Raw genomic sequence first — 19,801 nt, 5'->3', positions numbered from 1 at the left:
GAAAGGAAGCGATGCTCCGTGCTCGCCTCCCTCCTCTCTTCAACAATGGTTACGAAAAACTCCGTGTACCGTGTCAGGATGTGTCAGTACCGGCGTTTCACCATTGCGCGCTATTTCCGCGCGCCTGGGTTCTGATCCATTTCCTCACGCGAAAGAGAACCGTCGGCCGGCTTCACGTTGGGCATGGCGGTCGTGCCGGTCCTATCGCTGTTGACGCCTGGCTGATGCTGCATTTGACCTTCCGAAAGACTGCCCGAATTTGGCTTGGCCGTCGGTGTAGACGTCGAACCACCGCCCGAAACGCCTGGATTATCCTTCATTTCCTTCGTCGAGAGGTCGTCAGCTGCGAACACAACCGAGGCCGATAGGACAAGCATCGTCGCGGCCAGAAATGGCTTCATCATCGGGAAATCTCCTGTTTTGAAAGCTAAAACGGCACTTCGATGCGAAAAATTGAAGCGCCGGACGGACAGTGCGACCGGTCGACGCTTCAACGGGCGCCGATGTTTTTTGGTCTCACACAATCCGGTACGCTAGGGGTTCAAAGATCGTTTCATGCCCATTCGGAAAATTCAGCACAGCGATACCGAAATATTGGCGTCCGATCCGAAACGGGTTGTCACCTCCGGAACATCGTTCCCGGAAGGCTTAGGGCAAGAAGACCCGAGAGATGAAACGAACCAGATCATTCACCAAAGGGATCATGTCATGCGCGCAGGGAAATACATCGCATCGGCGTTCGTCGCCTTTTTAGTGCCGGCCCTCTCCGGGAGCGCATCGGCAGCTTCCGACCCAACCGGCATCTGGATGAATGATACCGGCCGGGGCGCGGTCGAGATCAAGCATTGCGGCGACTTGCTTTGCGGCAATGTCGTTTGGGTGCAATCGGCAACGGACGCGGATGGATGCGGCAAGCAAATCATCGGCGATGTTGCCCCCATGGGCGGCGGCCGCTGGGACAACGGATGGATCTATTCGCCGGAACGCGGCCGCAAGTACAATGTCGAGCTGACGCCGCTCGAAAACGGCGACCTCAAGGTCCTCGGCTACGCCGGCATGAAATTCCTGTCGAAGACGATGATCTGGAAACGCGCGCCGCAAGATTTGCAGCTCTGCGGTGAGCCCGGTAACGAGGCCGGCAATCAGAGCGACACGAAGGCCAATACGCCCGCAGTCAAAAAACCTGATGTCGCGACCGCAGCATTAGTTCAGCCTGCGGCTCCTGTTGCACCGAAGGCTGCGCCGGCTGAAGGTCCGTCCACGGCAGCGAAGGAAGCGAGCGCCGAGCCGGCTTCACCCGCTCCGCCTGCGGATACGCACAAATCCGGTGAAACGAAAGCGCCCGCGCCGTCGTCATCTGAAGCGACGGCCGATACCGCAAAGAATGATCACGCCAGTGACGAAGGCAAGGCCGACGACATCGGCGGCGCTCTTGGCAAAATGAAGATTGGAGATCTGCAGCTGGACAAGGTCCTGACGCGAACCAAATCCGGAAAATGCAAGCTCGATCTTCCCTGGGTGAAGGTCACCATCGATTGCGAGCAGTAGGCTCGCACAAGCCGAGGCGTTCCCCCCTCCTCGGCCAAAGAGAGACACCCGCTGCGTCTGCCTGCAGCGGGTGTCTCTGTATTCCCAAGATATTCAGGCACAAAAAAACGCGACGGCAGATTTCCTGCCGCCGCGTTCGAATTCAAATACGCAGTACCGACTTAGATCAGGTCGATCTCAGCCGGAAGGTACGACGTAACTTCCAGGCCTACTTCCTGCTCGCGTACTGCGGGCTTGGTCCAGGTCTTCATGGTGTCCTCCATTAGACTTCAGGAACTTGACGTTCCCAATATGACTAAACATAGCTACGCCCCTTGATAACGTCCAATCGCAATCGCGTGACAATTCGATAAGATTGGCTGATCGCCAGTCTTGCCCTACCTGATCGAACGGGGCAAAGATTGCCGAGTGAAACCATCCCCCTGCTACGAACCGGAGTTCCCGTAAATGCCAATGCCAGCGGCCGACATCGAACGGATGATAAAAACCCGCTTTCCCGACGCCCAGATCGTGCTCAAGGACCTGGCAGGCGACAACGACCACTGGGCCGCTCACGTCGTTTCAGCCGCCTTCAAAGGCAAAAGCCGCGTTCAGCAGCACCAGATGGTCTATGACGCCCTGGGCGGCAATATGGGCGGCGTTCTGCACGCGCTGCAGCTGACCACTGCGCTACCGCCCGATTGACTAAACGGCCTGTCTCGCCCACATCTCGAAACGAAGCGGGTGCGCCGTTTGGGCTGCCCCGGCACCAATAACAAGGAGCCTCAGGATGGCCTCTGATCCGGTCAAGGATACCATCGCAAAAACGATCGCCGACAATGATGTCGTATTGTTCATGAAGGGCACAAAGCAGTTCCCTCAGTGCGGTTTCTCGGCGACCGCCGTGAAGATCCTCGAGCATCTGGGCGTGCCCTTCAAGGACGTGAACGTGCTCGAAGATCAGGGCATTCGCGAAGGCATCAAGACGTTCTCGAACTGGCCGACGATCCCTCAGCTCTACGTCAAGGGCGAGTTCGTCGGCGGCTGCGATATCATGCGCGAAATGTACTCCGCGGGCGAGCTCCACGACCTCATCTGCGAGAAGGGCATTCCCCACTCTCACCAGCACGCCTGAGGCGTTCTGCAGAAATCCGAATCGACGACGATCAAAGCGCTCGCTGCTTCATCCAAGCACGAGCGCTTTTAGTTTTTCCGCATCGATCGCCTCGACGATCCGGCCGTGCTTGCCCGTCGTCGTCTCTGCGCCGAGCATGGCGTTCAGCACGGCCTCTTCCACGCTCTCCACGACGGCGAGATAAAGTCCATCCAGATCGTCGTTGCTGACGGCCGTGAAGGACAGCGCCGCCGGCTCCGGCAGCGCCCCCGGATCGTTGGCCGTCGAGAACGCCAGGAAAATATCGCCCGAGCTGTTGCCGGACGGCGTTCCCCCGCGGCCGATGCCGATCGAAGCGCGCCGCGCCAGCCGTTCGAGTTGACCTGGCAACAGCGGTGCGTCGGTCGCGATGATGACGATGATCGAACCCCGCTCCACGTTATGGCAGCGACGCCCCGGCAACGCGTCGCCCACCGGCTTGCCGCAGACCGTCAGCCACGGGCGGATGCCATGATTGGCCTGCACGACCACACCGACAGTGTGCTCTCCAAGACGCGTCCTCGCGCGCCGCGAAGCCGTTCCCGTTCCGCCCTTGAATTCATACGCGATCATTCCCGCGCCGCCGCCGACGCAACCTTCGGCGACCGGCCCCGAAAGCGCCCCCTCGATCGCGGCCAGCACGTGCTCTTCGCTGACGTGAAAGCCCGCGATGTCGCTCAGATACCCGTCATAGGTCTCGGCAGCGACCGGAAGCGCCCAGAGATCCTCTCCGAGCGAAGGAAAGCGCTTCGCCATCCATTTGAGCGTGGCGTGATGGGCAAGACCGACCGAAAACGTATTGGTGATCGTGATAGGCCCGGTGAACCACCCCGCATCGCGCACCCAGTGGGCACCCGTCATCTCGCCGTTCCCGTTCATCGAGAAGACGCCAGCCCAGACGGGGTGCAAGAGATCGCCCGGCGCGCGCGGCAGGATCGCGGTGACGCCCGTATGTACGGTGCCCCCGTTGTTGCGAAGCGTCGTGAAGCCGACAGTCACCCCGCCGACGTCCGTGATGGAATTGAGCACCCCCGTGACACCCGGCATCGGCAGCCCGAGGCCACGCGCCCGCTGACGGCCGTCGGGCGCATGCGCCGCCGGATCGAAATTCCCAGGCGTTCGATCTCTCTCAGCCATACACGCTCCTCTCCGCTATACGAGCACTATCGTACCGCTTCAGCGCGCGCCCGGCTTGACCGGCCGCTGTCTCAATTTTGCCGAACGGAAGTGCTGCCTCGCGGGCATGGCGGAAGGGCTTTCCGTGGCCGCAACAGGAGCCGGATAGTGCAGGTGATGTGGCTGGGCGGCAGGCGCTTCATTCTCTCGCTGACCATCCTGACCGCCAGCGTCTGTCTCGCGCTCGGCATCACGATGCCGATCCTGAAGCTCACGACCTTCTCATTCTGGACGACGGAGCATTCGCTCCTCTCGACTGTCGGCGTCCTCCTGCACGACGGCCAGACGTTCCTCGGACTGATCGTCCTGATCTTCTCGATTCTGCTGCCGGTGACGAAGCTTCTCTACCTGCTGCTCGTCTCGACCTTGCCGCCTGCTGAGATCGTTCGCCACCAGAGCCGGCTGCGCGCGCTCGAATGGCTCGGCAAATGGTCGATGCACGACGTGCTCGTGCTCGCCCTCACGATCTTCTTCATAAAGAGCCAAGGCGTCTACGATGCCTCGAGCCTCAACGGCGTCTACTTCTTCACGGCAGCCGTCATGCTGATGATCCTCTCTTATGCCTGGATCCGCACAGACGGGATGGCTGCGGCGCCCGAACTCGTCCCCGTCATTCCTCAGCCCGACGTCGGCCAGGCGACCCGGACATCGGGCTGGCGCAACTTCGCGCTGAGCTTCCTGATCATTCTCGCGACGGTATTCTTCGCGCTCGGTCTCATATTGCCGACGATCCGCTTCACGACCGTCTATGTCTGGACGAACGAGCATTCGATCCTGACGATCATGTACGCACTCTTCGAGAACAACGAATATTTCCTCTGCGCTATCGTGTTCGCCGTATCCGTCTTCTTCCCGTTCCTGAAGCTCTTCTATCTACTGACGCTGATTACCGCGCACGACATGCCGGATGATTTCCGCCGAAAATCGTTTGCAACGATGGAATGGATCGGCCGCTATTCGATGACGGACGTCATGGTGCTGGCGCTGATGATCTTCTACGTCAACTCGTCGGGCTATACGGAAGCCCGCGTGCTGCCGGGCGTCTATTTCTTCGCGGCCTCTGCGTTGATGACGATCCTGGCGTACGGCTGGGCCAACGCCGAGCCACCCTCCGGCCGCCGGCGCCGCAAACGCAGGCCTGATGGCGGCCCCGCCATCGCGCCAAATCCCGGCATCGCCATTGCGCGCGAACACCACCGCCGCCGAGGATGGAAGACCATCTGAGCAGATCGTTCGCTATCTTGGATCGAGCGGCGTGCCCTGGATATGTCCCGCGCAATCCCGCTATATCGTTCCCACCCGCGCGACGGGGAGATCGATGAGCGAGCGAAGAAAGCAATGCTGAAAGTCTGGGGACGCCGAAACTCCTTGAACGTCCAAAAAGTCATGTGGCTCATTGGCGAATTGAACCTCCCGCACGAGCACATCCTGGCCGGCGGTGACTTCGGGAAACTCGACACACCCGCATACCTCGCCATGAACCCTCACAGTCGCATTCCCACGATCGACGATGAGGGACACTCTGTTTGGGAATCTCACGCCATTCTTCGCTACCTGGCGGCGCGCTACGGCAAAGACCGCTTCTGGTCTGACGATGCCTTTGAACGGTCCAATTACGAACGCTGGATGGATTGGTCGGAGACGACGTTGCAGCCGGCTTTCTTGAATGATGTGTTTTGGGCCTTCTACCGCACACCCGAAGCGGAAAGAGACTGGTCGATAATCAATCGCGGTGTCGAGCAAAGCGCCAAGCATTTTGGGCTTCTCGATCGCTGGCTGCAGGGCAAAGAATACATGCTCGGCAGCCGCTTGAGCCTTGCCGATATTACGACCGGCGCTCTTCTCTTCCGCTACTACACCCTCGAAATCGACCGCCCGCGCGTTCCGAACGTCGAAGCCTGGTATGAACGGCTGAAAGCCCGCCCTGCTTACCGCGAGCACGTCATGGTGGCGTTCAACGATCTCTACGGCAAGCGCTGAACGAAACCTCCCCCTTCAGCGCACACTCCTTGTCATCCCGGCCGCCGCGAAGCGGAGAGCCGGGACCCAGGACCGCGACCAAGGTGGGTCCCGGGCCTCCGCTGCCATCCACAAACGTCATCCCCGCGCAGGCGGGGATCTGTCCAAGCATCCATTCATCGCAAGTATCCGGCCTGGATGGATCCCGGCCTTCGCCAGGATGACGGTGGGAGAGAGATCGCGCCACTTGCGGAAGCGCGTAAACAAAAAAGGCCGCCAGCGAGGCGGCCTTTCAGCGAGCTTTGAGCTAACCCGAAGCGTCGTCAGATCGTATGGATGTCGCGATCCTTCGTTTCCGGAATGAACAGGAAGCCAATCACGGCCGTCGCCGCCGCAACCACAATCGGGTACCAGAGGCCGTAGTAGATGTCGCCTGTCGCGGCCACCATCGCGAAGGCGGTGGCGGGCAGGAGGCCGCCGAACCATCCATTGCCGATGTGATAAGGCAATGACATCGAGGTGTAGCGAATCTTGGTCGGGAAGAGTTCGACCAGCGCCGCCGCGATAGGCCCGTAGACCATGGTGACATAGAGCACCAGGATGAACAGGATGCCGATCACAGTGCCGGCTTGAGGGTTGAAGATGTCGATAGGACTGGACAACTTCACGATGCTTGCATCGCCTGCCTTCGGATAGCCCGCCTCGGTGATCGCCTGACTTCCGACCGTGATCTTGTCCTTCGGATCGCCAACGGCCTTCTCAAGATCGGCGGCAGCAATTTCTTTGCCCGCAATCACAACCTTGGCCGGCTGACCAGCCGGTCCAGCCTCGGTCGTGTACTTGACCGACGCCTTGGCGAGCCAGTCGCGAGCCTTGTCGCACGCGGTCGTATATTTGCGTGTGCCGACCGGGTTGAACAGCGAGCCGCATTCGGCTGGATCGGCTACGACCTTCACCTGCACCGTCTCGATCGCATGGGCGAGCGCCGGATTGGCCGTCTCGGCAAGGAGCTTGAAGAGCGGGAAGTAGGTGAGAGCGGCGATCAGGCAGCCCGCGAGGATGACTGGCTTGCGGCCGATCTTGTCCGACAGCCACCCGAAGAACACGAAGAATAGCGTGCCGAGCAAGAGCGACCACGCGATCAGGAGGTTCGCGGTGTAGCCGTCGACCTTGAGGATGCTCTGCAGGAAGAACAGCGCGTAGAATTGGCCAGTGTACCAGACGACGCCCTGGCCGGCGACGAGGCCGAGCAGCGCTAAGAGAACGTACTTGTTGTTGGGATAGTGGAAGAAGCTTTCCGTCAGCGGCGCCTTCGAGCCCTTGCCCTCCTCCTTCATCTTCTTGAAGGCGGGCGATTCCGACAGCGACAGACGGATCCAGACCGAGACCCCGAGCAAAAGGATCGAGACGAGGAATGGAATGCGCCAGCCCCATTCCTTGAATGCATCCTCGCCGACGATGGTACGAACCCCGAGGATGACGACGAGCGACAGGAATAGGCCGAGTGTCGCCGTAGTCTGTATCCAGCTCGTATACAAGCCGCGCCGTCCCGTCGGAGCGTGCTCGGCGACGTAGGTCGCGGCACCGCCGTACTCGCCGCCGAGCGCCAAGCCCTGCAGCAGACGAAGCGCGATCAGAATGATCGGCGCCGCGATGCCGATCGACGCTGCATTCGGCAACAGGCCGACGACGAAGGTCGACAGGCCCATGATCAGGATCGTTACGAGAAAGGTGTTTTTCCGCCCGACGAGATCGCCAATTCGTCCGAAGATGATGGCGCCGAACGGCCGGACGATGAAGCCAGCAGCAAACGCGAGCAGAGCGAATATGTTGCGTGTCGATTCATTGTAGATGAAGTCGCCCGCCGGATCTTTCAGCGAGAAGAACTGCGCAGCGATGATCGTCGCAAGCGAGCCATAAAGGTAGAAGTCGTACCACTCGAAAACCGTGCCGAGCGAAGACGCGAAAATGACCTTTCGTTCCGCCCCGGTAATGCTCCTCGTCTGTGGATCGGCGAGAGCTCCCGTTTCAACGCTTGCCATGTGTTTCCCCCCAACAAAGCATTGTTCTTCTGACCGCAACTCTATGCACACAGCCAAACGAGAGGCGAGCGACCGTTATTCATATGGAAATGAAGAACAGAGCTATGACGGTGATGGCTTTGATCGCGCGGCGCAGCAAAAAGGCCGGCGACGAAGCACCGGCCTTTTGGCAAAAGCGAAAGTCTTGTCGGTCGCGCGCGATTAGCGCGAATAGAATTCGACGACGAGGTTCGGTTCCATCTGGACCGGATACGGCACGTCGCTCAAGGCCGGAACGCGCGTCAGCGACGCGGTCATCTTGCTGTGGTCGACGTTGATGTAATCCGGCAGATCGCGCTCGGCGCTCTTGATGGCTTCGAGAACGAGAGCAAGCTGCTTCGCCTTCTCGCGAACTTCAACGACGTCGCCAATCTTGAGCCGGTAGCTCGGAACGGTGACGCGCTTGCCGTTGACGGTCACGTGGCCGTGGCTGACGAACTGGCGAGCGGCAAATACCGTCGGCACGAACTTGGCGCGGTAGACGAGCGCGTCGAGACGGCGCTCGAGAAGTCCGATCAGGTGCTCCGACGTCGAACCCTTGAGGCGCGAAGCTTCATCGTAAGCCGCACGGAACTGACGTTCCGAAATCGATGCGTAATAACCTTTGAGCTTCTGCTTGGCCTTCAGCTGCTGACCGAAATCGGAAAGCTTGCCGGAACGGCGCTCGCCATGCTGGCCGGGACGGCTCTCGCGGCGGTTGAGCGGGCTCTTCGGACGGCCCCAGATGTTCTCGCCGAGGCGGCGGTCGATCTTATGCTTGGCGCGAACGCGCTTAGTCATCTTCTAGCACTCCATGAGTTATGGCACGGTCCGGTTGAACCGTGACTTTGGAGCGCCCCCTCCTCATCCCTCAACTTGAGGGCCGACAGGCATGGACCTTCGACAGTCCCGCCACGGGTGCGCACAAATCAAACGCGGGCCCCAAAGGACCCGCGAAGAAGACACGGTTTACCGGCGTCCGGCCGCCTCGTCAACGGCCTATCTGCCGCTTATTTCTTATCAATCGTCGTTTCCGTGACCGAAGTCGACCCGGTTGCGACAGGAGCGCCCGGAGTAGCGCCCGGAGCCGGTGCCCCCGGCGGTGTCGCGGCTGCGAAATTGGGCGGCGGGCTGGCGGCAACGTAGGCCGCGATCATTTCCTTAACCTTCTTGCGCTGCTCGTCCGAGCACGTCTGAGCCGGTGATTTCTTCTCGTCGACGACGACTTCCTTGTCGCCCTCCTTCTCGACGAGCTTGATCCGGCCCGTCAGAAGCATGACCGTCGTCAGGTGCAACTGGCTGATGTAGACGAGGTTTTGCTGGGTCCACTTCTTCTTGGCCTCTTCCCGGCGCATCATGGCCCGGTGATTGAGCACCTGATCGTCACGCAGATCGCAGATCTGGGCATGGGCCGAAAGGCGGCCGGCCTTGATCACTTCGCGCGCGACGTCGAGCGGAATCTCGACTTCCGACTTTTTGGTTTTGTCGATCACGATGACCGACCCGTCAGGCTTGGAGAATTGCTGCGGCGTAAGCGACCACGCATACTCCATAAATGATCTCACGGCATGCTCGCTGAGCTCCTGCGCGCCGGCGGGTACCACCGTACCCATCAGCGACAACGCCATCGCACCCGCAAACACTACCCCCGCCCTCGTGTTCATCCACATCTCCAGTAGCGCCTCTTCGATTTTCTTTTTTAGTGAATGCGAAATCCAGGCGCGGCCCTCGCAGTAGCCACGTTGCATATTGCCAGTAGACTATCGACTTGGCATCGCTCGGCCCAAAACTTGGCTATATGAAGGCACCTACTCTTCCCGTTTTCTGGCCCTTCCTTTGCCCTGTGAAAGCGTGGCAACTATGCCACGAAGGGTGCGGACTTCCTGCTCTGTCGCATTGAGCCTCGTCAAGAGTGTACGCAGATTTTGTGACACCGTTGACCTGCGATGAGCGGGATTGAAGAACCCGTTGGTCTCGAGCTCCCGCTCCAAATGTTCAAATAATCCAAGCAGTTCTTCCTTGGTGGCCGGCCGGTCCCGTCCGAGGTAAAGCCCCTCGGTGAGAGGCTTCTCGTAGGTTGTAACCCGGCCGAGACTTCGCCCGGCGTCGCTTCGCATCCATTCGTATCCCGTCAGCAGCACAGCCTGCGCCAAGTTGAGAGAAGCGAAACGAGAATTTACTGGAATCATGATGAACGCGTCGGCCACCGCGACCTCGCTCGTCTCGAGACCGTTACGCTCGCGCCCGAACAGCACTCCGCACCGCTCGCCGCGGCTGATCCGCTTCCGCATTTCGACGATGGCCTGCTCCGGCGTCAGCACGGGTTTGCGAAGATCCCGCTGGCGCGCCGTCGTGGCCCCGACCCAGTTCAGATCGGCGATGCTCTCTTCCAGCGTGCCGTACGCCCGCGCATCGTCGATGATGTAGTTCGCCCCCGACGCTGCGATCCGCGCTTTTTCGTTCGGCCAGCCGTCGCGCGGGCTGACGAGGCGCAGATCGTCGAGCCCGAAGTTCGCGCACGCGCGCGCCACCATGCCGATGTTATCGGCGAGTTGTGGTTCCATCAGAATGATCGACGGCGTCTCGCCTTCGCCCGCAACCGGCTCGCCCCGCATGTGCGCGCGGCGCAACCCATGCCGCAGTTTGCGAATGACGCGGCGCGCCCAAAACCAGTAATTTTCGCCCGACCACTGCTTGGAAAGCGTTTCGAGGCAAGGTGTCGTAACCGTCTCCGTTCCCTCGCCCTTGAGGCGGACACGGCCGTCGCCGACGATCACTTCTTTCTTGCTGAGGATGAACTGATCGAGCGTCTCGATCCCCTGCGCCTCGGTGCGCCGTTTGCAGCCCGGGCACGACACGTTGTCGGCAACGCAGCGGAGCCCGGCGCAATACTGCAGCACAGGCTCGAGCGTTTCGCGGTTGAGCCCCGGAATGGCGAGCGCTGCGAGTCCCTGGTCGATCGACGCGGAATGGCAGGCGTGTACGACCTCGGCGACCGGAGTGTCCCGGGGACCGAGCACAGGTACGCCGCCCCCGATGCGGATCTCGGGCGCGGCCTCGTTTTTCATCGTTTCGGTTTCGACGTTCAAGTGACGCCTCCGCGCGCCTTAAGTGCTTGCCGTTTCTGGCGTACAATTAGGCGGGATCGTGCCCAACATCCACGCTTCTTTTCGCTTCGAACTTGAACCGATCCGAGATCTGCCGCACGACTGCGGCGAAGGTTCACTTCGTGAGCCGCGACCCTGTCGCTATGGTCTTAATTTCCAGCTTCCATTCTTCTTTGCGAGACATCCCATGCAAAAAATCAAGGTTGAAGGCACCGTCGTCGAACTCGACGGCGACGAGATGACCCGCATCATCTGGAAGCTGATCAAGGACAGCCTGATACACCCTTACCTCGACGTTAATCTCGAATACTACGACCTGAGCGTCGAAAACCGCGACAAGACCAGCGACCAGGTGACGATCGACGCCGGCAACGCCATCAAGAAGCATGGCGTCGGCATCAAATGCGCGACCATCACGCCCGACGAAGCGCGCGTCAAAGAATTCAGCCTGAAGGAAATGTGGAAGAGCCCCAACGGCACGATCCGTAACATCTTGGGCGGCGTCATCTTCCGCGAGCCGATCATCTGTAAGAACGTGCCGCGCCTTGTCCCCGGCTGGACCGAGCCGATCATCGTCGGCCGCCACGCATTTGGCGATCAGTATAAGGCGACCGACTTCAGGTTCCCCGGCAAGGGCGTGCTGACGATCAAGTTCGTCGGTGAGGACGGAACGGTGATTGAGAAGGAAGTCTTCAAGGCGCCGGCCGCAGGCGTCGCGCTCGCGATGTACAATCTCGATGAATCGATCCGCGACTTCGCGCGTGCTTCGCTCAATTACGGCCTGTCGCGCAACTATCCCGTCTACCTCTCGACGAAGAACACGATCCTCAAGGCCTACGACGGCCGCTTCAAGGATATCTTCCAGGAAGTCTACGAGGCGGAGTTCAAAGCCGAATTCACGAAGCGCAAGCTCACCTACGAGCATCGCCTCATCGACGACATGGTGGCGAGCGCGCTCAAGTGGTCGGGCGGCTACGTCTGGGCGTGCAAGAACTACGACGGCGACGTCCAATCCGATACGGTTGCGCAGGGCTTCGGATCGCTCGGCCTGATGACGAGCGTGCTGATGACGCCGGACGGCAAGACAGTCGAAGCGGAGGCAGCCCACGGCACCGTCACGCGGCACTACCGCGAACATCAGAAGGGCAAGGAAACGTCGACCAATTCGATCGCGTCGATCTTCGCCTGGACGCGGGGCCTCGGACACCGCGCCAAGCTCGACGGCAACGAAAAGCTTGCAAAATTCTGCCAGACGCTCGAACGCGTCTGCATCGCAACCGTCGAAGAGGGCTACATGACGAAGGACTTGGCGCTGCTCGTCGGCCCCGATCAGAAATGGCTGTCGACGACCGGCTTCCTCCAGAAGGTCGACTCCAACCTCAAAGCCGCGATGGCGAAGTCCGCATAGCCGAAAGCCTCAGCTCCAAGCCGGACAACGCGTTGGTGGTGACGGTCGGTGATTACATCACCCTTTGTCATCCCGGTCGGAGCGCAGCGCAGAGCCGGGACCCAGGGCCGCGACGAAGGTGGGTCCCGGGTCTCGCAAAATGCTCGCCCGGGATGACAATAGTGTTCGCTGAAACAAACTCGTCATCCCGGCGAAGGCCGGGATCCGTCCAGGCCTGGATACTCGCAATGAACGGACCCTTAGACAGATCCCCGCCTACGCGGGGATGACGTTCTGGGGTGGGCGTGACAGCGTATCCACGTCCGCACATACATTGCGAACGGTCCGCTTGAACGAGCGCGCCTAGCGGCCGGCTCCGCTTAGCGGAGCCGCCAGACGCAAACATAAATTCTTACTTCTTCCCGGCAGCGATCTGCTGATCGACCTCAGCCTGCATCTTCGCCGTCATCACGTTGAAATCGTTCTGAAGCTTGGCGCACGGCTCTTCCTTGCCGTCGCAGACGACCTTCATCTGCACCGTGAGGGCGTCCCCCTCATGCACCACCTTTCGGCAGACAGCGGCGGGATGAGCCGGATTGTTCTTGGTCGTGAACGTGTACATCACGCTCGCGTTCTTCGGATCGTCGCTGAAAGCAACGTACAGGTCGCTGGTATAAACCTGCTGCAAACCGGCCTTCGACGAATAGCGCGCGATCAGATCTTCGGCCTTGCCGCTCGCATCGCCGCAGAACTCGGTCGCCGCGGCCGTGGTCGGTCCCGCGGAAGGCATCGGCGTCGCCGGCAGCTTGATGATGGCGTCGTCAGCCCATGCTGATGTCGTGACAAGCAAAAAGGCGGCGAAACTGAGCGAACGCGTGCGTGTCATCTGCAATGGTCCTCGGGTTCAGAAAGCGGCGGCTATATAGCGCATTTTTCCCGGCGGTCATTAGTGAAATGCCCGAAAGGTAACGCTCCGTCACTTCGCAGTGCAGCAAACAGCCGTCCAGCGTGTCAGCTCGCCAGCCGCGCCTCGATGGCCTTCAACGCGTCGCCCGCTTTCGCGCCATCCGGACCACCGGCCTGCGCCATGTCCGGACGTCCGCCGCCGCCCTTGCCGCCGAGTGCTTCCGCACCGGCCTTGACGAGATCGACCGCGCTCCACGTCTTGACGAGATCGTCGGTAACGCCGACCGCGAGGCCCGCTTTGCCGTCTTCCGTCACGCCGACAACCGCAACGATGCCCGAGCCGACCTGCTTCTTGCCGTCATCGATCAGGCCGCGCAGATCCTTGGGGTTGAGACCCTGAACGGTGCGCGCCAGCAGCTTGACGTTGCCGATGCTGCGAATAGCTTCGCCGTTGGCTGCCGCACCCGCGCCCGCACCGCCGCCACCTAGAGCGATCTGCCGCTTCGCATCCGCCAGCTGCTTCTCGAGAGCCTTGCGCTCCTCGACAAGATGCTTCAGCCGCTCGACCAAATCCTCGGGGCGCGTCTTGAGAACGCTTGCCGCCTCCTTCACACGCGCATCCTGCTCGTCGAGATAGGCACGCGCGCCTTCACCCGTCAGCGCCTCGAGCCGACGGACACCGGCAGCACTTCCGCTCTCGGCGACAACGCGGATGAGGCCGATGTCGCCCGTGCGTGACACGTGCGTGCCGCCGCAAAGCTCGACCGACCACGCCTTGTTGGCGCCGGGGCGTGTCGACCCCATCGACACGACGCGAACTTCCTCGCCGTACTTTTCACCGAAGAGTGCCATCGCGCCCGTCGCGCGCGCATCGTCGATGTTCATCAGCCGCGTGACGACCGGCGTGTTCTCGAGCAGCACGGCGTTCGCCATATCCTCGACCGCCTTCACTTCTTCCGCCGACATCGGCTTCGTGTGCGAGAAGTCGAAGCGCAAACGATCGGGCGAAACGAGCGAGCCCTTCTGCGCAACGTGCGTGCCGAGCACCTGCCGCAAGGCTTCATGCAGAAGATGCGTCGCCGAATGGTTGGCCCGCGTCGCCAAGCGCCGCGCGTGATCGACCTCGAGCTCCACGGCGTCGCCCGCCTTGAAGCTTCCCTTCTCGACCTTGCCGAAGTGCACGAACAGATCGCCGAGCTTCTTCTGCGTGTCCGTCACGCGGAAAATCGCGCCCTTGGGGCCCTTCACGAGACCCTGATCGCCGAGCTGGCCGCCGCTTTCGCCGTAGAACGGCGTCTGGTTGAAAATGAGCGCGCCTTCGTCGCCCGCTTTCAGTTCCTTCGCTTCGGAACGGCCCGAAACGAGCGCGGTGATGATGCCTTCAGCCGTCTCCGTATCGTAGCCGAGGAATTCCGTGGCGCCGGTCTTGTCCTTGATCTCGAACCATTGGCCTTCGGTCGCGGCCTCGCCCGACCCCTTCCAGGCGGCGCGCGCGGCATCCTTTTGCTTCTTCATCGCTTCGTCGAACGCTGCCGTGTCGACGGTGATTCCGCGAGGCTTCAGTGCGTCTTCGGTCAGATCCAGCGGAAAGCCGTAGGTATCGTAGAGCTTGAACGCGACGTCGCCGGGAAACACCGCACCCTTCTTCAGGTTGCCGGAGCTTTCGCCGAGCAGCTTCAAACCATTGTCGAGCGTCTTCTTGAATTTCGTCTCTTCGAGCTTCAGCGTCTCGGCAATGAGCGGCTGCGCTCTGACCAGTTCCGGATAGGCATCCCCCATCTCGCGAACGAGCGCCGGTACGAGATGATACATCAGCGGTTCGGTGCAACCGATCTGAGCAGCGTAACGCATGGCGCGGCGCATGATGCGGCGGAGCACGTAGCCGCGACCCTCGTTCGACGGCAGCACGCCATCCGCGATGAGGAAGCTTGTCGAGCGAAGATGATCGGCGATGACGCGTTGCGCGACATGCCGGAACTCCGGACCGCCCTCGCCGCCGCTCTCTTTCGCACCGGCCTTCTGAGCTTCCTGGCGAATGGCCTGGATGAGATTCTGGAAGAGATCGATATCGTAGTTGTCGTGCTTACCTTGCAGCACCGCTGCGACGCGCTCGAGCCCCATGCCCGTGTCGATCGACGGACGCGGAAGATCGACGCGGTCCCCGGGACCGCGTTGCTCAAACTGCATGAACACGAGGTTCCAGATCTCGATGAAGCGATCGCCGTCGGCATCGGCAGAGCCCGGAGGACCGCCCGGAATCTTATCGCCATGATCGAAGAAAATTTCCGAGCACGGCCCGCACGGACCGGTGTCGCCCATCTGCCAGAAATTATCGCTCGTCGGGATGCGAATGATCCGGCTGTCGGCGAACCCAGTGATCTTCTTCCAGATCGCGTAAGCTTCGTCGTCCGTGTGATAGATCGTGACCAGCAGCCGCTTCTTGTCGAGGCCGAAGTCCTTCGTCAGCAAATTCCAGGCAAGTTCGATCGCGCGCTCTTTGAAGTAGTCGCCGAACGAGAAGTTGCCGAGCATCTCGAAGAACGTGTGATGGCGCGCCGTATAGCCGACATTGTCGAGGTCGTTGTGCTTGCCGCCGGCGCGCACGCATTTCTGCGATGACGTGGCGCGAGGAATGGCGCGCGTCTCCTGGCCGGTGAAGACATTCTTGAACTGCACCATTCCGGCGTTCGTGAACATGAGCGTCGGATCGTTGCGCGGCACGAGCGGGGATGACGGCACGATCTCGTGCCCGTTCTTTCCAAAGAAATCGAGAAACGAAGCGCGGATTTCGCTGACGCCGGCCATATGGTGCTTTCGAGCCTGATATTGAGAGTGAATTTGCCCCGAGAGCGCGCCTCGGAACGGGTTAAGGCCGCCGTTGTAGCGGCGGCCTCTGAACGTGTCCAGAAAAGGCGATAGCGGACGGAATGCCGCGTGCCGCGGCATTTTCAGAACGCCCGGCGCCCGTCAAATCCCGCCAGCCAAACCCCATCGGGCGTCCGATCCTCGGGCTGATCCGGGGATCGGTTCGCCGGTAGGCATCCTTGGCCGGAAGCAGCGGATCGTGACCGCCTTAGCGCTTCGCCTTGGCGACCTTCTTCCCCGAATCTTCGTCCGGGAGAACCCCGTCCTCGTCCGGCTCTTCCCCGTCGTCCTCACCAACACCCGGATCGGCAAGCATCTTCTCGACGATGAGCCCGGCATTGGCGCGGATAGCCCGCTCCAGCTCGGCCGCCGCCTTCGGATTTTCCTTGAGGTAGGTCTTCGCGTTCTCGCGGCCCTGGCCGATACGGTCGCCGTTATAGGACAGCCACGCGCCCGACTTCTCGACGAGCCCGGCCTTGACGCCGAGATCGATCAACTCGCCGACCTTCGAGATGCCTTCGCCATACATGATGTCGAACTCGACCTGCTTGAAGGGCGGTGCGACCTTGTTCTTGACGACCTTGACGCGGGTCTGGTTGCCGACCGTTTCCTCGCGTTCCTTGATCTGCCCGATACGGCGAATATCGAGACGAACGGAAGCATAGAACTTCAGCGCATTGCCGCCCGTCGTCGTTTCCGGATTGCCGAACATGACGCCGATCTTCATGCGGATCTGGTTGATGAAGATCACCATCGTGTTCGACTTCGAGATCGAACCCGTCAGCTTGCGCAGTGCCTGGCTCATCAGGCGCGCCTGAAGACCTGGAAGGCTGTCGCCCATCTCGCCTTCGAGCTCGGCCTTCGGCGTCAGCGCCGCAACCGAATCAACGACAAGCACGTCGACCGCGCCCGAGCGCACGAGCGTATCGGCGATTTCCAACGCCTGCTCGCCGGTATCGGGCTGCGAAATCAAGAGCTCCTCGACCTTGACGCCGAGCTTCTTCGCGTAGCCCGGATCGATCGCGTGTTCAGCATCGACGAACGCGCAAATGCCGCCCTTCTTCTGAGCTTCCGCAACGACCTGCAAAGCCAGCGTCGTCTTGCCTGAAGATTCAGGTCCATAGATCTCAATGATGCGTCCCTTCGGCAACCCGCCGATGCCGAGCGCAATATCGAGACCGAGCGATCCCGTGGAGATCGCCTCGATGTCGAGCTTGTCATGGGCGCCGAGCCGCATGATCGACCCTTTGCCAAAGGCCTTGTCGATCTGCGCGAGTGCCTGCTCTAGCGCCTGCTTCTTATCCATTTTGCCCCCTTCGAGCACAGTCCAATCCGGCCGTTCCATCGTGTCACCCTCAATCCCTATGGCAAGCGCCCTACGCCATCAATTAAGGATGTGTGTACTTGATTTGTTCCGAATCTGTCAATCTCGTTTTGTTCTCATTCCGCGCGAACGCGAAACCTCAAGCGCTACTAACGCTACAACTGTAACCGGCGAAACAGCGCCACTTGTCGCCTGGGTGCAATCTCCTGTGCATGTTCAAGCCAAGGAGGCTCCCGTGTTCAAGATTTCCGCCGTGCTGATCTCAGTCGCCGTCCTCGCCAGCTCGTTCACGTCGGCCGCCCAAGCCGGCCCTGGCCGCCGCCTCGGTTTCTTCTTCGGCGGCATGGCAGCGGCCAGCATGCTCGCCCATGCCGCCGAAGAACGTCGCCGCGAACAAGCCTATGAACGCGAACGTGCCCGTCGTCAGATGATCGCTGCGAGAGAGCGTGCGGCAGCAGCCGCGGCCGCCAAGCGCGAGCGCGCCCGTCAGCTGGCGCTTCAGCAGCAGAAAGCCGCTCAGATTGCAGCGGCCGAGACGACCTCACCGGTGACGCCCGAGGCCGACAAGCCAATCCTGAAGAAAGGCGATCGCCTGCCTTCGGCTGACAATGATCAGCCGGCGACCGACAATACCGCCAAGATAACGACGGCCGAGAAAACATCGCCTGACAACGTCGAAGCGTCTTCGACGACGCCGGGCACCGATACCGTCGCCGCAGACCAAACCTGCCGCAGGTATTCGGCCGCGACCGACAGCCTGATCGAGACGCCCTGCCACTAACCGCCATCACCAACCGGAGAACATTCGCGGTTCGCTCATCGGCGTCAGCCGGCCGAGCGAGCCGCAAAACTTTTTTGGAAGTCCCGTCAAGCTCGCCATGCCGCGTCGTTGCGCTCCGCTGCACGCCTGTTCCGCTCGAAACAGCGGCGCATCCCTCCCCGCGCAATAATCTCCTCAACCTAAGCCAAGGAGTTACCTCCGTGCTCAAGATCGCAACGCTCGTCGCCGCACTGGTCGCCGCCAGTGCCTTCGTATCAGAGGCCGAAGCCGCTGGAATGGGCACGTTCTACGCGAGCTCGTTCTTCCGCAATCAAGGACGCCAGCCCGCGCACGAGCATCCGCATTGCGCAAGTCACGAACATCGCTTTCATGCGTTTGAAAGGGCGCGCGAGCAGCAGCTCGAGGAACTGCGCGCCGAGCGCGCGGCCGCCGCAGCCGCGGCAAAGCGGGCGCGCCTCGCGGCTTTACGTCGAGAGCAGGCGGCCGAGGCCGCGAAGGTTGCCGCAAGCAAGCGGGCGGCCCAACAGACTGCATCAGTCAACACGGGTTCTGATGCGAAGAAGGGCGATCTTTTATCCACTACAGCCGCTCCGGCACCAGCAAAGACCTCGTCGACTGAGCAGCCGGTCTCCGGAACGAAGACAGTTGCCGACGCCGGTCAGCCCGAGGTCTGCCGCAAATATTCCGCCGCTGCCGACGGCCTGATCGAAATTCCCTGCAAATAGGGGGGCGACAAGCCCCCGATCGTCTGAAAACCGCGAGACGCGCCATAACTGGAACTTATGGCGCGTCCACCTGCACTCTGGGTTATCTCGATACCCGCGTCTAAAACCGGCGCCATAACGATAATCCGAAGCACAAGGTGAACACGTAATGAGCAGCTCGACTTCCCGCCCCGCATCAGGGCGTTTCGGCATTCGCGTCGGCGAAGCCCTCGTTGCAGGCGGCCCCCCGGGAACGGCGGCTGAGCCCGAGGTTGCGATCGGCGAGATGGACGGGCCGTTCGGCACCGCGTTTGCGACCCTCCTCGGCGATCAGGTCAAAGGCCACACCCGCGTACTGTCGCTCTTGAACACCGACGTCATGGTTCGCCCGCCGACGATCTGCGTCAGCAAAGTGACCGTCGACAACGAGCGTTACACGAGCATCCTGATGGGCACCGTCCAATACGCGACCGCGATGGGCGTGCTCGATGCCGTGCGCTCGGGAGACCTGCCCAAGGACAAGGTCGACGACCTGGGGATCATCGTTTCGGTATGGCTCCATCCGTCCGTCGCCACGATCGAGAAGCTCGACCACAAGGTACTGTTCGATATCCATCGCAAGGCGACCTCGCTCGCCATTCATAAAGCGATGAACTACCAGCCTTCAATCGATTGGCTGCTCGAGAACCAGGACAAGATCATCCACAAGTACTTCGAGCGCGGCTTGAAGGGCGAGATCTAAAATCTCACTTCGCGCATCGCGGCCGGCTCTGCGGAGCAGAGTCGCGATGCGCCACACAAGAGCTGCGGCCGGCTCCCCGGAGGGGAGTCGCCGGGCGCAAACAAAAAAAG

The 19,801-nt window shown here is 61.0% G+C and carries 19 protein-coding genes; 9 read left to right on the top strand and 10 right to left on the bottom strand.

Annotation, left to right across the window (positions count from 1 at the left end; genetic code table 11):
* Nucleotides 1-110 precede the first annotated feature (110 nt).
* Nucleotides 111-404, bottom strand: a complete 294-nt coding sequence (locus BM399_RS05815) for a hypothetical protein (protein ID WP_092865401.1) — start codon at nucleotides 402-404, stop codon at nucleotides 111-113.
* 151 nt (nucleotides 405-555) lie between these two features.
* Here BM399_RS05815 and BM399_RS05810 point away from each other — a divergent pair, with 151 nt between their 5' ends.
* On the top strand, nucleotides 556-1,548 hold the full coding sequence (locus BM399_RS05810) for a DUF2147 domain-containing protein (RefSeq protein WP_244531091.1): 993 nt from the start codon (nucleotides 556-558) through the stop codon (nucleotides 1,546-1,548).
* Nucleotides 1,549-1,709: 161 nt separating this feature from the next.
* Here BM399_RS05810 and pqqA read toward each other — a convergent pair whose 3' ends face one another.
* Nucleotides 1,710-1,799, bottom strand: a complete 90-nt coding sequence (gene pqqA / locus BM399_RS05805; protein WP_015598411.1) for a pyrroloquinoline quinone precursor peptide PqqA — start codon at nucleotides 1,797-1,799, stop codon at nucleotides 1,710-1,712.
* Between the two features lie 196 nt (nucleotides 1,800-1,995).
* Between pqqA and BM399_RS05800 the strand changes: the two genes are divergently transcribed.
* Both BM399_RS05800 and grxD read left to right on the top strand, forming a co-directional pair.
* A complete protein-coding gene (locus BM399_RS05800; RefSeq protein ID WP_092865398.1) occupies nucleotides 1,996-2,232 on the top strand; it encodes a BolA/IbaG family iron-sulfur metabolism protein in 237 nt (78 codons plus the stop codon).
* Between the two features lie 85 nt (nucleotides 2,233-2,317).
* On the top strand, nucleotides 2,318-2,662 hold the full coding sequence (gene grxD, locus BM399_RS05795) for a Grx4 family monothiol glutaredoxin (RefSeq protein ID WP_092865395.1): 345 nt from the start codon (nucleotides 2,318-2,320) through the stop codon (nucleotides 2,660-2,662).
* A 48-nt stretch (nucleotides 2,663-2,710) separates the two neighbouring features.
* On the opposite strand, the gene BM399_RS05790 is transcribed toward grxD, so the two are convergent.
* Nucleotides 2,711-3,817, bottom strand: a complete 1,107-nt coding sequence (locus tag BM399_RS05790) for a DmpA family aminopeptidase (protein ID WP_092865392.1) — start codon at nucleotides 3,815-3,817, stop codon at nucleotides 2,711-2,713.
* A 156-nt stretch (nucleotides 3,818-3,973) separates the two neighbouring features.
* On the opposite strand from BM399_RS05790, the gene BM399_RS05785 reads away from it, so the two are divergent.
* Together BM399_RS05785 and BM399_RS05780 are read left to right on the top strand one after the other, a co-directional pair.
* Entirely contained in the window at nucleotides 3,974-5,080 is a 1,107-nt protein-coding gene (locus tag BM399_RS05785; protein ID WP_092865389.1) for a paraquat-inducible protein A, read from the top strand.
* Nucleotides 5,081-5,194: 114 nt separating this feature from the next.
* A complete protein-coding gene (locus BM399_RS05780; RefSeq protein ID WP_092866417.1) occupies nucleotides 5,195-5,836 on the top strand; it encodes a glutathione S-transferase family protein in 642 nt (213 codons plus the stop codon).
* 302 nt (nucleotides 5,837-6,138) lie between these two features.
* On the opposite strand, the gene BM399_RS05775 is transcribed toward BM399_RS05780, so the two are convergent.
* The 4 genes from BM399_RS05775 to BM399_RS05760 form a co-directional block, all read right to left on the bottom strand.
* Nucleotides 6,139-7,857, bottom strand: coding sequence for an MFS transporter (locus BM399_RS05775; protein ID WP_092865386.1), 1,719 nt, complete (start codon nucleotides 7,855-7,857; stop codon nucleotides 6,139-6,141).
* 201 nt (nucleotides 7,858-8,058) lie between these two features.
* Nucleotides 8,059-8,676, bottom strand: a complete 618-nt coding sequence (gene rpsD / locus BM399_RS05770) for a 30S ribosomal protein S4 (protein WP_092865383.1) — start codon at nucleotides 8,674-8,676, stop codon at nucleotides 8,059-8,061.
* A gap of 209 nt (nucleotides 8,677-8,885) precedes the next feature.
* Entirely contained in the window at nucleotides 8,886-9,539 is a 654-nt protein-coding gene (locus BM399_RS05765) for a hypothetical protein (RefSeq protein ID WP_092866414.1), read from the bottom strand.
* 144 nt (nucleotides 9,540-9,683) lie between these two features.
* Nucleotides 9,684-10,964 carry an RNA methyltransferase gene (locus BM399_RS05760; RefSeq protein WP_244531090.1) on the bottom strand — a complete coding sequence of 427 codons (1,281 nt, stop codon included), beginning with the start codon at nucleotides 10,962-10,964 and terminating at the stop codon, nucleotides 9,684-9,686.
* A gap of 205 nt (nucleotides 10,965-11,169) precedes the next feature.
* On the opposite strand from BM399_RS05760, the gene BM399_RS05755 reads away from it, so the two are divergent.
* A complete protein-coding gene (locus tag BM399_RS05755) occupies nucleotides 11,170-12,390 on the top strand; it encodes an NADP-dependent isocitrate dehydrogenase (protein ID WP_092865380.1) in 1,221 nt (406 codons plus the stop codon).
* 391 nt (nucleotides 12,391-12,781) lie between these two features.
* Here the strand turns inward: BM399_RS05755 and BM399_RS05750 are convergent, their stop codons facing one another.
* From BM399_RS05750 to recA, 3 genes are all read right to left on the bottom strand, one after another.
* Nucleotides 12,782-13,255: a hypothetical protein gene (locus BM399_RS05750; RefSeq protein ID WP_092865377.1), complete on the bottom strand. Its 474-nt coding sequence runs from the start codon at nucleotides 13,253-13,255 to the stop codon at nucleotides 12,782-12,784.
* 125 nt (nucleotides 13,256-13,380) lie between these two features.
* Nucleotides 13,381-16,080: an alanine--tRNA ligase gene (gene alaS / locus BM399_RS05745; protein WP_092866408.1), complete on the bottom strand. Its 2,700-nt coding sequence runs from the start codon at nucleotides 16,078-16,080 to the stop codon at nucleotides 13,381-13,383.
* 268 nt (nucleotides 16,081-16,348) lie between these two features.
* Nucleotides 16,349-17,485: a recombinase RecA gene (gene recA, locus BM399_RS05740; protein WP_092865374.1), complete on the bottom strand. Its 1,137-nt coding sequence runs from the start codon at nucleotides 17,483-17,485 to the stop codon at nucleotides 16,349-16,351.
* Nucleotides 17,486-17,699: 214 nt separating this feature from the next.
* Between recA and BM399_RS05735 the strand changes: the two genes are divergently transcribed.
* From BM399_RS05735 to fae, 3 genes are all read left to right on the top strand, one after another.
* The gene (locus BM399_RS05735; RefSeq protein WP_143111337.1) at nucleotides 17,700-18,245 is read left to right on the top strand and encodes a hypothetical protein; all 546 of its coding nucleotides are present in this window, start codon (nucleotides 17,700-17,702) and stop codon (nucleotides 18,243-18,245) included.
* A 200-nt stretch (nucleotides 18,246-18,445) separates the two neighbouring features.
* Nucleotides 18,446-18,970 carry a hypothetical protein gene (locus BM399_RS05730; protein ID WP_092865369.1) on the top strand — a complete coding sequence of 175 codons (525 nt, stop codon included), beginning with the start codon at nucleotides 18,446-18,448 and terminating at the stop codon, nucleotides 18,968-18,970.
* A gap of 148 nt (nucleotides 18,971-19,118) precedes the next feature.
* The gene (gene fae / locus BM399_RS05725) at nucleotides 19,119-19,691 is read left to right on the top strand and encodes a formaldehyde-activating enzyme (protein ID WP_092865367.1); all 573 of its coding nucleotides are present in this window, start codon (nucleotides 19,119-19,121) and stop codon (nucleotides 19,689-19,691) included.
* Nucleotides 19,692-19,801: the final 110 nt, after the last annotated feature.

Origin of the sequence: Hyphomicrobium facile (assembly GCF_900116175.1) — a bacterium.
Taxonomy (GTDB): Bacteria; Pseudomonadota; Alphaproteobacteria; order Rhizobiales; family Hyphomicrobiaceae; genus Hyphomicrobium_B; species Hyphomicrobium_B facile.
Note: the sequence above shows the minus strand (reverse complement) of the source record. Positions and strands in the feature narration are given on the sequence as shown.